Annotated in this window: 11 protein-coding genes; all 11 read left to right on the top strand. The window is 65.2% G+C overall.

The genetic code is table 11. The annotated features are described in order from the left end of the window. Positions 1-26: 26 nt before the first annotated feature. The 11 genes from JWQ90_RS12310 (at position 27) to JWQ90_RS12260 (ending at position 13,438) form a co-directional block, all read left to right on the top strand. Complete coding sequence (locus JWQ90_RS12310) at positions 27-1,157, top strand: acyl-CoA dehydrogenase (RefSeq protein WP_299694192.1); 1,131 nt, start codon at positions 27-29, stop codon at positions 1,155-1,157. Between the two features lie 9 nt (positions 1,158-1,166). Further along, on the top strand, positions 1,167-2,387 hold the full coding sequence (locus tag JWQ90_RS12305; protein WP_299694189.1) for an acyl-CoA dehydrogenase family protein: 1,221 nt from the start codon (positions 1,167-1,169) through the stop codon (positions 2,385-2,387). Between the two features lie 2 nt (positions 2,388-2,389). Then, the gene (locus tag JWQ90_RS12300) at positions 2,390-3,430 is read left to right on the top strand and encodes a phosphotransferase family protein (RefSeq protein WP_299694186.1); all 1,041 of its coding nucleotides are present in this window, start codon (positions 2,390-2,392) and stop codon (positions 3,428-3,430) included. A 153-nt stretch (positions 3,431-3,583) separates the two neighbouring features. Then, the gene (locus JWQ90_RS12295) at positions 3,584-4,795 is read left to right on the top strand and encodes an acetyl-CoA C-acetyltransferase (RefSeq protein WP_299694183.1); all 1,212 of its coding nucleotides are present in this window, start codon (positions 3,584-3,586) and stop codon (positions 4,793-4,795) included. Between the two features lie 8 nt (positions 4,796-4,803). Continuing rightward, a complete protein-coding gene (locus JWQ90_RS12290) occupies positions 4,804-6,951 on the top strand; it encodes a 3-hydroxyacyl-CoA dehydrogenase NAD-binding domain-containing protein (protein WP_299694180.1) in 2,148 nt (715 codons plus the stop codon). A 9-nt stretch (positions 6,952-6,960) separates the two neighbouring features. Next, positions 6,961-8,103: an acyl-CoA dehydrogenase family protein gene (locus JWQ90_RS12285; protein ID WP_299694177.1), complete on the top strand. Its 1,143-nt coding sequence runs from the start codon at positions 6,961-6,963 to the stop codon at positions 8,101-8,103. Positions 8,104-8,115: 12 nt separating this feature from the next. Beyond that, positions 8,116-8,874: a tyrosine-protein phosphatase gene (locus JWQ90_RS12280; RefSeq protein ID WP_299694174.1), complete on the top strand. Its 759-nt coding sequence runs from the start codon at positions 8,116-8,118 to the stop codon at positions 8,872-8,874. Positions 8,875-9,002: 128 nt separating this feature from the next. Then, positions 9,003-9,767, top strand: coding sequence for an SDR family NAD(P)-dependent oxidoreductase (locus JWQ90_RS12275; protein WP_299694171.1), 765 nt, complete (start codon positions 9,003-9,005; stop codon positions 9,765-9,767). A 17-nt stretch (positions 9,768-9,784) separates the two neighbouring features. Then, positions 9,785-10,939 (top strand): CaiB/BaiF CoA-transferase family protein, encoded by a 1,155-nt coding sequence (locus tag JWQ90_RS12270; protein WP_299694168.1) that lies wholly within the window; start codon positions 9,785-9,787, stop codon positions 10,937-10,939. Next, positions 10,936-11,910 (top strand): nitronate monooxygenase family protein, encoded by a 975-nt coding sequence (locus JWQ90_RS12265; protein ID WP_299694165.1) that lies wholly within the window; start codon positions 10,936-10,938, stop codon positions 11,908-11,910. Before JWQ90_RS12270 ends, JWQ90_RS12265 begins: the two co-directional genes overlap by 4 nt. 61 nt (positions 11,911-11,971) lie before the next feature. Further along, entirely contained in the window at positions 11,972-13,438 is a 1,467-nt protein-coding gene (locus JWQ90_RS12260) for an FAD-dependent oxidoreductase (RefSeq protein ID WP_299694162.1), read from the top strand. The last annotated feature ends 91 nt before the right edge of the window (positions 13,439-13,529 follow it).

The following is a 13,529-nucleotide window of genomic DNA, read 5'->3' as shown; positions in this document are numbered from 1 at the left end:
ATCGCCCATTTGTACTGGAGCATTGCTTGAACCTGAGCCTGACCGAAGAGCAGGTCCTGATGCGCGATACGCTCAGGAGTTTTCTCGCCGATCGCTATGCCTTCGATACGCATCGCGCGATCCTGGAGTCCGAATCCGGCTGGAGCGCGAACTGCTGGCGGGCCCTGGCCAACGAACTCGGCGTGCTGGGCGCATCGCTGCCGGAAACACTGGGCGGCAGCGGTGGCAATGCCATCGACAATCTCGTGATCCTGGAGTCGATGGGCAGGTCGCTGATGGTCGAGCCCTACCTGAGCACGGTGGTGATCGGCGGTGGCCTGCTGTCGAGGCTCGGTGGAGCCCTGGCCGAAGCGCTGGTACCGAAGATCGTGTCGGGCGAGGTCGTGATCGCCTTCGCCTGGGCCGAGCCGCAGGGCCGCTACGAACTGTCGGATCTGCGTACCACGGCCGTGCGCAGCGATGGCGGTTACCTGCTCTGCGGGCACAAGGCGGTGGTCGTTGGAGCGCCATGGGCGACCCACTTTGTCGTGACGGCGCGGACCTCGGGTGGCGAGCGCGATGCCGAAGGCGTGAGCGCTTTCCTGGTCGAGCGCGATACGGCAGGCACCAGCCTGCAGTCCTATCCGACCGTCGATGGCGGCCGTGCGGCCGAGCTTCGCTTCGACCAGGTGCGGGTTCCGGCTCATCACCTTCTCGGTGAAGAGGGCCAGGCCTTGCCGATGCTGGAACGCGTCATGGACGAAGCCATCGTCGCCGTCTGTGCGGAAGGGCTGGGCGTGATGCGCCGCATGCTGGACGAGACCGTGGAGTACGCCCAGCAGCGCCTTCAGTTCGGCAAGGCGATCGCGTCGTTCCAGGTGCTGCAGCATCGCATGGTGGACATGCATATCGCGATCGAGCAGGCGACGTCGCTGGTCACCGTCGCGACACTGAAGCTCGACGAGCCGCCGCGCGAGCGCGCGCAGGCGGCCAGCGCAGCCAAGGTGCAGACCGGCCGCGCGCTGCGGCTCGTAGGCCAGTCTGCCGTGCAGATTCATGGCGGCATGGGCGTCACCGAGGAACTCGCGGTCGGCCATTTCTTCAAACGTGCGAGCGTGATCCAACATCAGTTCGGCTCCGTCGACCACCACCTTCGGCGCTACGCCGAGCGACTCTGAGGCGCAATCATGGATCTGGCTTATTCACCCGAAGAGAACCGTTTTCGCGATGAAGTGCGTGCGTGGATCACGCAGAACTTCGACGCGCCGATGCGCGCGATGATGGCGCAGTCCAAGAACGGCTATCTGGACAAGGAAGGCCAGCGTCTCTGGCAGCAGCGCCTCTACGAAAGAGGCTGGGTCGCGCCGGAATGGCCGGTCGAATACGGCGGCCCCGACTGGACGCACACGCAGCGCAGCATCTTCTACGAGGAATGCGCCGGTGCCGGCTGCCCTCAGGTCATCGCCATGGGCGTGAAGATGGTGGCCTACGTGTTGATGAAATACGGTACTGCGGAGCAGAGGGCGCGCTTCCTGCCGCCGATCCTGCGGTCCGAGGAGTTCTGGTGCCAGGGTTATTCGGAGCCCGGCTCTGGTTCTGATCTCGCCTCGCTGCAGATGAAGGCCGAACGCGGCGGTGACGACTACGTGCTCAACGGTTCCAAGACCTGGACCACGCTGGCGCAATGGGCAGACTGGATGTTCTGCCTGGTGCGGACATCGAAAGAAAGCAAACCGCAGGCCGGCATCTCGTTCCTGCTGATCGACATGCGTTCGCCGGGCATTACGGTTGCGCCGATCGTCACGCTGGATTCGCCGATGCCGGGCCAGCAGGAGATCAACCAGGTTTTCTTCGACAACGTGCGGGTGCCGGTCTCGCAGCTCGTCGGTGAAGAGGGCCAGGGCTGGACTTGCGCAAAGTATCTGCTCGAATTCGAGCGCGGCAATGCCTGGGCGCCCACGCTCAAGCACCAGCTGCGCAAGGTTCGCGAGATCGCGCTCAAGGAGTATGCCGCTGGAGCGCCGCTGTTCGAGCAGGCGGATTTCCGTCGCCGCTATGCCGAGCTGGAGATTCGCCTGTCGGCGGCCGACGCGAGCGAACTGAGGGTGTTCTCCGGGCTCAAGGCCGGCCAGTCGGCGGGCGCGGACGCCAACATGCTCAAGCTCGTCGCCACGGAATTGCAGCAGGACATCACCGAGCTGGCGTTCGAGGCAGTGGGCATTTACGGGCAGGCAAAGGTGCGCGACACCTGGGCCGAGCTGCAGAACCGTCCCGCAGACCCGCGTCCCGGCCCCGTGTATGCGGCGCCGGCTGCGCCGGCCTACTTCAACTACCGCAAGGTCACGATCTACGGCGGAACCAGCGAGATCCAGCGCAACATCATGTCCAAGATCTTGTTCGGGCTGTGAGCATGCAATGGAGCCCGCTGGTCGATCGCGAGCGACTGCTCGCGTGGATGGATCAGCAGAAGCTGGAGCGGGGCCCGATCGTAAATGCGCAGCTGCTCACCGGTGGCACGCAGAACGTGCTGCTGCGCTTCCGCCGCGGCGAGCGCGAGTTCGTGCTGCGGCGGCCGCCACTCAAACCGCTGATGGACGGCAGCCAGACGATGCGCCGCGAGGCGCGATTGCTCGCAGCGCTTGCCCATACCGACGTGCCGCATCCGCGCTTGATCGCGGCCTGCGCGAGTGACGAGGTCATCGGCTCGGCCTTTTACCTGATGGAGCCGATCGAAGGCTTCCTGGTCAAGGGGGACCTGCCGGCGCGGCATGCATCGACACCGGCTATGCGGCGACGCATGGGGTTCTCGGTGATCGACGGCATCACCGCGCTGGGCCGGGTCGACTACGTGGCGGTCGGCCTCGCGGACTTCGGCAAGGCCGAGGGCTACCTGGAGCGCCAGATCAGGCGCTGGCGCCAGCAGCTGGATCACTATGCCGTCAACACGGGCTGGCCAGGTATCGCCGGCCTGCCGTACGTGGACGAGGTGGAGCGCTGGCTGGAGGCGCATCGTCCGGCCCGTTTCACGCCCGGGATCCTGCATGGCGACTATCACCTGGCGAATGTGATGTTCCGCCACGATGCCCCCGAACTTGCGGCTATTGTCGACTGGGAACTGGCCACCATCGGCGATCCGCTGATCGATCTCGGTTGGCTGCTGGCGATCTGGCCGGGCGAGGGCGCCGTGTCCAATCCGCTGGCGATGGAGATTCGGCCCTGGGACGGATTCCCGACAGCGGACGAGCTCATCGCACGCTATGCCGAGAACAGCACGCGCGATCTTTCTGCGGTGTCGTGGTATGCCGTCTTCGCCTGCTACAAGCTCGCCATCATCCTCGAGGGCACGTATGCCCGTGCCTACGGTGGGCAGGCCACGCACGAGGTGGGCGCGGAACTGCACGGCTATGCCAGGGCGCTGTTCGAACGTGCACGCGAATGGATCGAGGCTTAGGCCGGGCACCATCCGGGCGTGTCATCTGACGTCAACCATTCCGTCTCTGCCGATCATTGTTGGACAGCGGCTGGCCTTGAATACTGAAGAGAGAAATCACTTCGATCGCGCGCTGTGCCGCGCGCGATCTTTCAGGCCGAGCAGGAATCCCCGATGTCCACCAACGCTGCATACATTTTCGACGCGCTGCGCACGCCGCGCGGCAAGGGCAAGAAGGACGGCGCCCTGCACGAGGTCAAGCCCGTGCATCTCGCCGCCGGTCTGCTGACCGAGTTGCAGCGTCGCCACGGCTTCGACACCGCGCGTGTCGACGATCTGATTCTCGGCTGCGTCTCGCCGGTGGGCGAGCAGGGCGGCGATATCGCCAAGACGGTGGTGCAGTACGCCGGCTGGGACGAGTCCGTGGCCGGCGTGCAGCTCGACCGCTTCTGTGCATCGGGTCTGGAAGCGGTGAACACCGCGGCCAGTCGCATCGCCTCGGGCTGGGAAGACCTGCTGGTCGCGGGCGGCGTGGAGTCGATGTCGCGCGTGCAGATGGGCGCCGCGGGCGGTGCCTGGCTGCAGGACCCCGAAATCGCGTTCAAGGTCCGGGCCGTGCCGCAAGGCGTGGGCGCCGACCTGATCGCCACGCTCGACGGCTACACGCGCGAAGACGTCGATGCCTTCGCGCTCGAGTCGCAGCGCCGCGCCACGCGTGCGCGCGACAGCGGCTGGTTCGACCGCTCGGTGGTACCGGTGCGCGATCTCAATGGCCTGGTGATTCTCGAAAAGGATGAGTTCATCAAGCCCGGCACCACGATGGACGGGCTGGCCAAGCTCAAGCCCTCGTTCGACGGCCTGGGCAAGATCGGCTTTGACGACATCGCACTGCGCAAGTATCCGCAGGTGGAGCGCATCCATCACGTGCACACGCCCGGCAACTCCTCGGGCATCGTCGACGGTGCCAGCGCGGTTTTGATCGGCAGTGAAAAGATCGGCAAGGAACTGGGCCTGCGTCCGCGCGCGCGCATCGTCGCCACGGCGGTACTGGCGACCGATCCGGTGATCATGCTCACCGGGCCGGGGCCAGCCGCGAAGAAATGCCTGGCCAGGGCCGGCATGACGACGAAGGACATCGACCTCTTCGAGATCAACGAGGCCTTCGCATCGGTGGTGCTGCGCTTCATGCGCGATCTCGATATTTCGCCGGAGATCACCAACGTCAACGGCGGCGCCATCGCCATGGGCCATCCGCTGGGCGCCACCGGCGGAATGCTCGTCGGCACGATGCTCGACGAATTGGAGCGCCGCAACCTCAGGCGCGCACTGCTCGCGCTGTGCGTGGGCGGCGGCATGGGCATTGCCACCATCATCGAGCGGGTGTGAGAACGAGCATGAGTGCTGACATGAGTGTGTTCAAGTACGAGAAGGACGCGGACGGCATCGTCACCGTGACCATGGACATGACGGGTCCGGTCAACGCGATGAACGGGGAATATCGCCAGGCCATGGGCACCACGGTCGAACGCTTGGAGAACGAGAAGGGTCTCGCCGGCGTGGTGTTCGCATCCGCCAAGCCGACGTTCTTCGCGGGCGGCGATCTCAGGGAGCTGCTGGCCGCCAAGCCGGGCACCGAAGCGGAGTTCATGGTCAACCTGCTCGAAACCAAGACTCAGCTGCGGCGGCTCGAAAAGCTGCCCGTGCCGGTCGTGGCGGCGATCAACGGCGCGGCACTGGGCGGCGGTTTCGAAATCGCGCTGGCCTGCAATCGCCGGGTGGTGCTCGATTCGCCGGGCGCCATCGTGGGCCTGCCGGAGGTGACGCTGGGCCTGTTGCCCGGCGGCGGCGGTATCGTGCGCACCGTCAGCCTGCTGGGCTTGGAGAAGGCGCTGCCGTACCTGCTGGAAGGAACACGGGTCAAACCCGCCGCCGCGCTGAAGGCAGGCCTGGTCGATGAACTGGTCTCGGAGACGGCGCAGCTGGTGCCTTCCGCAAAAGCCTGGATCAAGGCCAACCCGAACAGCTGGCTGCAGCCCTGGGATCACGCCAGTTTCCGGATTCCCGGCGGCACGATGCATCAGCCGCATCTGATCCAGCTGGTCACTACGGCGACTGCGATGCTGGCGAAAAAGACGCGTGGCCTGCTGCCGGCGCCGGAACGCATCCTGGCCGTTGCCGCAGAAGCGACGCTGGTCGATTTCGATACGGCGCTGCGCATCGAAAGCCGCGGCCTCACGTTCCTGGCGATGACGCCGCAGGCCAAGAACATCATCAGCACGATGTTCTTCCAGATGAACGAGGTCAACGGCGGCGCGGGCCGGCCCAAGGGCATCGCCAAATCCAAGGTCAAAAAGCTCGGCATCCTCGGCGCCGGCATGATGGGGCAGGGCATCGCCTACGCGTCGGCCATGGTCGGGATCGAAGTGGTGCTGCGCGACGTCACGCTCGAAGCCGCACAGAAGGGCAAGGCCTATTCCGAGAAGCTGCTGTCGGCCGCGGTGGGCAAGGGCCGCATGAGCGAACAGAAGGCTGCGGGTGTGCTCGCCCTGATCACGCCCACCGCCGATGCCGCCGACCTCCAGGGCTGCGAGCTGATCGTGGAAGCCGTCTTCGAAAATCTCGAACTCAAGGCCAAGGTCACGCAGGAGACCGAGGGCTACCTGGCGGACGGCGGCGTGTTCTCCACCAACACGTCGACGTTGCCGATCTCGAGGTTGGCGAAGGCGGCCAAGCGTCCGGTCGACTTCATCGGCATCCACTTCTTCTCGCCGGTCGACAAGATGCCGCTGGTCGAGATCATCTGTAGTGAACAGACCAGCGATGCGGCGCTGGCCAAGGCCTTCGACTACGCGCGCCAGATCGGCAAGACGCCGATCGTGGTCAACGATTCGCTGGGCTTCTTCACCTCGCGCACTTTCGGCACCTACCTGGACGAGGGCGCGCGGCTGCTGGACGACGGCGTGGCGCCGGCTTCAATCGAAAACCTCGGGCGCCAGATCGGTATGCCGGTGGGCCCGCTCGCGGTGCAGGACGAGGTCAGCCAGGAGCTGACGCGCAAGGCGGTCGAAACGCATCGGGCCATGGACGTGCTCTACAGCAAGGCCGATACGCAGGTGAGCAGCGAAATCTGCGAGCGGCTGATCAAGGAGCAGGGCCGCGGCGGCCGCTACCACGGCGGCGGCTACTACGACTATTCCGCTAGTGGCGAAAAGACCTTGTGGCCGGGCCTGCAGGCTTTCGTCGGCAAGCCCGCGGTGCTGCTGCCCGAGCAGGACATCAAGGACAGACTGCTGTTCCGCCAAGTCATCGAATCGATCAAGTGCCTGCAGGAAGGCGTGCTGCGCTCGGTGGCCGACGGCAACGTAGGCTCGATTCTCGGCATCGGCGCGCCGGTATGGACGGGCGGCTTCCTGCAGTTCGTGAATACCTACGGCTTGCAGCGGTTCATCGATCGCGCGTCGGAACTCGCAAGCCGCTACGGCGACCGCTTCCAGCCGCCGGAACTGTTGCTGCAGAAAGCACAATCCAAGCTAGCGTTCTGAGGGCCGGCCATGCAGCGCGATTGCTTTACCCAAGAGCAGGAATTGTTCCGCGACTCCTATCGCCAGTTCCTGCAGAAAGAGGTGTTGCCGCATCGCGACGAATGGCGCAAGGCCGGCATCGTGCCGCGCGAGATGTTTCGCAAGATGGGCGATCAGGGCTATTTGATGATCTGGGCCGACGAGCAGTACGGCGGCCTGGGCATCGACGACTTCCGCTATCAGCAGGTGATGATGGAAGAGGATTCGCAGTACGGCGATATCGGCTTCTATCACACGCTGCACAGCCGCCTGGTCGGCCCTTACCTGAAGCATTTCGGCAGTGATGAGCAGCGCGCGCGCTTTCTGCCGCGCTGCATCTCCGGCGACTGCATTCTCGCGGTGGCGATGACCGAGCCGGATGCGGGCTCCGATCTCGCGGGCATCAAGAGCCGCGCGGTCGATCATGGCGATCACTGGATTCTCAACGGCGCCAAGACCTACATCTCCAACGGCATCAATGCCGATCTTGTGGTGGTCGCGGCCAAGACCAGCCCCGACAATCCGCGGCAGATCGGCCTGTTCCTGGTTGAACGCGGCATGGAAGGTTTCGAGCGCGGGCGCAATCTCGCCAAGATGGGCATGAAATCGCAGGACACCGCGGAGCTGTTCTTCCGCGACGTCAAGATTCCCAAAGAGAACGTGCTCGGCGATGCATCCAAGGGCTTTCATTACCTGATGCGCGGCCTGGCCGAAGAGCGCCTGATCGGCGCGGCCGGCTACCTCGGCAACGCCTGGCGTAGCTATGAAGTCACGCGCGACTTCGTCATGCAGCGCAAGGTGTTCGGCAAGCCGCTGTCCGATCAGCAGAACACGCGCTTCAAGATGGCCAGCCTGCGCGTCGAGCTGGAAGTCGCGCAGACCTATGTCGACCACTGCGTGACCCAGCAGAACGCCGGCAAGCTCACACCGGAGTCGGCGGCGATCGCCAAGCTCTACGTCAGCGAAGTCGAAGGACGCGTGGTGGACGAATGCGTGCAGCTGCACGGCGGCGCCGGTTACATGGAAGAGTACGAGGTGTGCTGGCGCTATACCGATGCGCGCATTTCGCGCATCTATGCGGGCAGCTCGGAAATCATGCGCGAGATCATCGCGCGTTCGATTTTCGGCCGCTGAAGGACGGCCCGCATGTTCACGGGCTCCAGCAATTTCAGAGAACTGGGCGGATTGCCTGCGGCCGATGGCCGGCGCGTGCGTCATGGGCTCATCTATCGCGCCGGCCATCTCGCCCACCTGAGCAGTGACGATCTCGCAGGGCTGCACGCGCTGCAGGTGAAACTGGTCTGCGACCTGCGCAGCCACAAGGAGCGCGAGCGCCTGCCGAGCCGGCTGCCCGACGGGCAAACGCCGGAGATCCTGACGCTGTCCGTCAACGAGGACGCCGCGGCGCTGAGCCGCAGCTTCGTGGACCGATTGAGAGCCGATCCGACGTCCGCCGGCGTTCGGGCCGCGATCCTGGCGGTGTATCGAGGCCAGCCGCGCGCGTTCCACGGCAAGCTGAGCGTGCTGGTCGATCGGATACTCGCGGGCCCGGGCGTGCCGCTGATCATCCATTGCCACGCCGGCAAGGACCGCACAGGCTTCGTCTGCGCCATGCTGCTGCATGCCCTGGGCGCGCCGCGGCAGTCGATTTTCGAGAACTACCTGGCCAGCCTGTTCGACGTGCAACAGGGCGCCATCGACATGGCGAAGCTGCTCAAGCTGGATACCGGCGTCGACATCGACCCCGATGCGCTGCGCCCACTTTGTGGCGTCGACGAGGCCTATCTGGCCGCGGCTTTCGACGCGGCGGTCGAGCAATACGGCTCGCTGGATGGATACCTGCAACAGGCCGCGGCGATGACACCGGAGCGCACCGCACAGTTGCGCGAGCTGCTGCTGGAGTGAGCGCGCGGCGGTGTGATCTGCCGTCAACCGATGCGTCGCTTTCGATCATTGTTCGCCGCACGGGTGGACTCGACACTGTCGCCACGGACCCTGCGGGGTCCGATCCGTTCATCAGCCAGAGCAGTCTCATGAAACTTGAAAATTCGGTCGCCATCATCACCGGTGGCGCCTCGGGTCTTGGCCGCGCCACCGTCGAGAAGTTCGTCTCCCTGAGCGGCAAGGTCGCGATCTTCGATATGAACGCAGAGGCCGGCGACGCACTGGCCGCGAGCCTCGGCGAAGCCGTGCTGTTCTGCAAGGTCAACGTGGCCGACGAGGCCTCGGTGCAGGCCGGCATCGCGCGCACCATCGAGCACTTCGGCGCTTTGCACATCTGCATCAACTACGCCGGCATCGGCAATGCCCACAAGACCTTCGGCAAGAACGGGCCGTTCCCGCTCGCGGAGTTCAACAAGATTTTGCAGGTGAACCTCGTCGGCACGTTCAACGTGCTGCGCCTGGCGGCCGAGCAGATGGTGAAGAACCTGCCGGTGGACGGCGAGCGCGGCGTGATCATCAACACCGCCTCGGTCGCGGCCTACGAAGGGCAGATAGGCCAGGCGGCGTATTCGGCGTCCAAGGGCGGCGTCACCAGCATGACCTTGCCGATCGCGCGCGATCTCGCGTCGTACGGCATCCGCGTCAACACCATCGTCCCCGGCCTGATTCACACGCCGCTGTTCAATGCGGCGCCGCAGAACGTGGTCGATGCGCTGTCGGCGCAGGTACTCAATCCGCAGCGTCTCGGCCGCCCCGAGGAGATCGCGCATCTGGCGACCTGTCTGGTCGAGAACGGCTACATCAACGGCGAGTGCATCCGCATCGATGGCGGCATCCGCATGCAGGCCAAGTAAGAAGGTAGCGGACCACCATGGGACCTTTGCAGGGCTACACCGTCATCGAGATGGCCGGGCTGGGCCCGGCGCCCATGGCGGGCATGCTGCTGGCCGACATGGGCGCGCGCGTGATCCGCGTGGAGCGCAGCACGCGTCTGCCCGAGGATCAGCTCAAGGATGTGAGCTTCCGCGGCAAGCAGTCGATCGCGCTCGACCTCAAGAAACCGGCCGGCGTCGAGGCGCTGCTCAAGTTGCTGGAGAGCGCCGACGCGCTGATCGAAGGCTATCGTCCCGGTGTCGCCGAGCGGTTGGGCATCGGTCCCGATGTCGTGCTCAAGCGTAATCCCAAGCTGGTGTATGGCCGCATGACCGGCTGGGGACAGGACGGTCCACTGTCGCAGACCGCCGGCCACGACATCAACTACATCGCGATCTCCGGCGTGCTGCACGCCATCGGCCGGCGCGGCGAACGGCCGGTGGCGCCGATCAATCTGGTCGGCGACATGGGCGGTGGCGGCATGCTGCTGGGATTCGGCGTGGTTTGCGCTTTGCTCGAGGCTCAGCGATCCGGCAAGGGCCAGGTGGTGGATGCCGCGATGGTCGACGGTGCCGCGCAGCTGATGTGGATGATGCACGGCTTCTATGCCGGCGGCTTCTGGAACGCCAAGGAACGCGGCGCCAACCTGCTCGACGGCGGCGCGCATTTCTACGATACCTACGAGACCGCCGACGGCCGCTATGTTGCCGTAGGCGCCATCGAGCCGCAGTTCTACGCGCGCCTGCTCGAACTGACAGGTGCCGATCCGGCCGAGTTCGCCGACCAGCGCAACGAGTCCGCGTGGCCGCGCATGAAAGACAGCCTGGCCGCGATCTTCAAGACGCGAACTCGCGACGAGTGGGCGCGCATCACCGAGGGCAGCGATGCCTGCGTGGCGCCGGTGCTCGACATGCTCGAAGCGCCGTCCCACCCCCACAACGCCGCGCGCAAGACCTTCATCGACATCGATGGCGTGATGCAGGCGGCGCCGGCGCCGCGCTATTCGCGCACGGTGCCCGAGGTGCGTCATGGCAACCGTCCGGCCGGTGCCGATGGAGCCGCGGTGTTCGCGGCCGCGGGCTTCACTGCCGACCAGATTGCGCAGCTTCGCCGCGACGCGGTCCTGCTGCAAAACGACCAGGAATCTCAATGAAGAACCGCGTAACCGAACTGCTGGGCACCCGCTATCCGATCATGCAGGGCGGCATGATGTGGGTAGGCCGCGCCGAGCTGGCGTCGGCCGTCTCCAATGCCGGCGCCCTGGGTATCCTCACCGCCCTTACGCAGCCGACGCCAGAAGCCCTGGCTGCCGAGATCCGGCGCTGCCGCGAAATGACCGACAGGCCCTTCGGCGTGAATCTCACGATACTGCCGACGATCAAGCCGGTGCCGTATGCGGAGTTCCTGCAGGCGGCCCTGGACAGTGGCGTCAAGCTGATCGAGACCGCGGGCCGCAATCCCGAGGCCTACATTCCCGCGATCAGGGCAGCGGGTGCCAGGCTGATCCACAAGTGCACCTCGGTACGCCACGCCCTGAAGGCCGAAGCGATCGGCTGCGATGCGGTGAGCGTCGACGGCTTCGAATGCGCCGGGCACCCGGGCGAGGACGACGTCACCAACCTGGTGCTGCTGCCCATCGCCGCTTCGCGCCTGAGGATTCCGATGATCGCCTCGGGCGGCATCGGCAACGGCCGCCAGATGGCCGCCGCATTCGCGCTCGGGGCCGAAGGCATCAACATGGGCACCCGCTTCGTCGCCACGCGTGAAGCGCCGGTTCACCAGAACGTGAAGCAGGCCATGGTCGACGCCGACGAGCGCCAGACCTCGCTGCTGTTCCGCACGCTCAACAATACCGGCCGCGTGTTCCGCAACAGGCTCGCCGAAGAGGTCGTCGCCATCGAGGCACGCCCGGGCGCCACCGACTTCGCCGACATCCAGGCGCTGGTAGCCGGTGTGCGCGGTCGTGAGCGCGTGCTCGAGGCCGGCGACATCGAGGACGGCATCTGGACCGCGGGCATGGTGATCGGCCTCATCGACGACATTCCGAGCTGCGCGGAGTTGATCGAGAGAATGATGGACGAGTTCCGCACCGCCGCGTGTCAATTGTCCCAGTCGGCTGCGTGACGACCGGAGGTCCAATGCTCCAGCGAGCGCTTCGAGTACCGCAGGAAAAAGGCAGAAAAGAATGAAGAGCAAGGTCATCGTGATGGGTGGCGGCGTGGCAGGCTTGACCTCAGCGCTCGCGCTCCATGCCAAGGGCTTCGAGGTGACGGTTCTCGATCGAGACGAGGGGCTGCCGGACGATCTGAGTCCCGTCGATTCCTGGAACTGGCGACGTCGTGGCGCGCCGCAGGCGCGGCATCCGCACTTTCTGATGGGACGCCTTCGCAACCTTCTGCACAGCAACTACCCGCGTCTGATGGAAGACCTGTTTGCCGCGGGTATCTGGGAGCTTCCTTTCGCCGATACCGTGCATCCTGCCGCTCGATCCGGCTATCGGCAGCAGCCTGGCGATGCCGACATGACGCCGTTGTGCGCAAGGCGCACGACCTTCGAGATGGTCGTGCGTCGCCACGTTGAGGCCCACGGCATCGCGCAGATCCGTTCGGGCGTTCGTATCGAGGGCCTGATCCTCGAACGACACGATGGCGTGACAACGGTGAAGGGCTGCCGCGTAGGCACAGCCGACGGCGCCCAGGAGATGTTCGCGGATTTTGTTGTCGATGCCTCAGGACGCGCTTCGAGTTTCGTGCGTGAGTTGCTGGACGCGGGCGTTGTGATCGGCGAGGAGCATCACCTGTCGGAGATCGCCTACTACACACGTCACTACCGGCTTCGGCCCGGCGAAGATTATCCGCCGCTGACCGGTCTTCCAGCAGTGGACTTCGCCGACTTCACGCTCGGCGCGCTGCCGGCGGACAACGGGACTTTCACCGTTACGCTGGTGGTATGGAAGGACGATCCGCTGCTGTTCGAGGCCGGCAAGGATGTCAAGGTGTTCGAGCGTATCTGCGAGAGCGTGCCCAAGCTGCGGCCATGGGTGGACCCGCAGCGGGTCGAAGCCCTGGGCGGAACCATCGGTTTCGCAAACATGGATTACCTCTGGCGCAAGACTGTGCGCGATGGCAAGGCCGGCGTGCTCAATTATTTTCTGGTCGGCGACTGCGGTATTCGCACCAATCCCAAGTTCGGGCGCGGTTGCACCTGGGGCGGCATCTCGGCGCATCGGCTGGCAGAAGTGGTCGCGACGGTCGCCGACCCCGCCGAACGGGCGCAGAGCTACGAAGCGGCTTTGTGGAGCGAATTCCGTGGGGACTGGGAAACGCTGTGGACCATCGAGCAGAAATCGCGGGCCAAGTTCGAGGCCTTGATCGGCAAGCGCAAGAAGACGCTGTCGCTTTATCTCACCACCAAGCTCGAAAACCACATCATGAACGCCGCCATGGCGGCGGACTCCAACGTGCAGCGCGCCATCATGCGCGGCTACCACGGGCTCGACGGCATGGGCGACTGGCTGCGCAATCCACGGGTTTGGCTCGGTATCGTTTCTTCGGCGATCCCGTCCAGGAGAATCCGCGAAGCGCGGAGAGTGAGCGCCGGTCGGCCCAGCCGCAGCGAGATCGCCAAGTTTGTGGCGTCGGGCGCGCCTTGAGTTCAGCGTCGCTGGGTAAGCGTTGTCATGGATGATCAATCGCGTTCATGAGTGGAGTCATTGTCGGCCCCGCAATCGACGCCGTATCCTG

The organism is Hydrocarboniphaga sp. (assembly GCF_028291725.1).
Classification (GTDB): Bacteria; Pseudomonadota; Gammaproteobacteria; order Nevskiales; family Nevskiaceae; genus Hydrocarboniphaga.
Note: the sequence above shows the minus strand (reverse complement) of the source record. Positions and strands in the feature narration are given on the sequence as shown.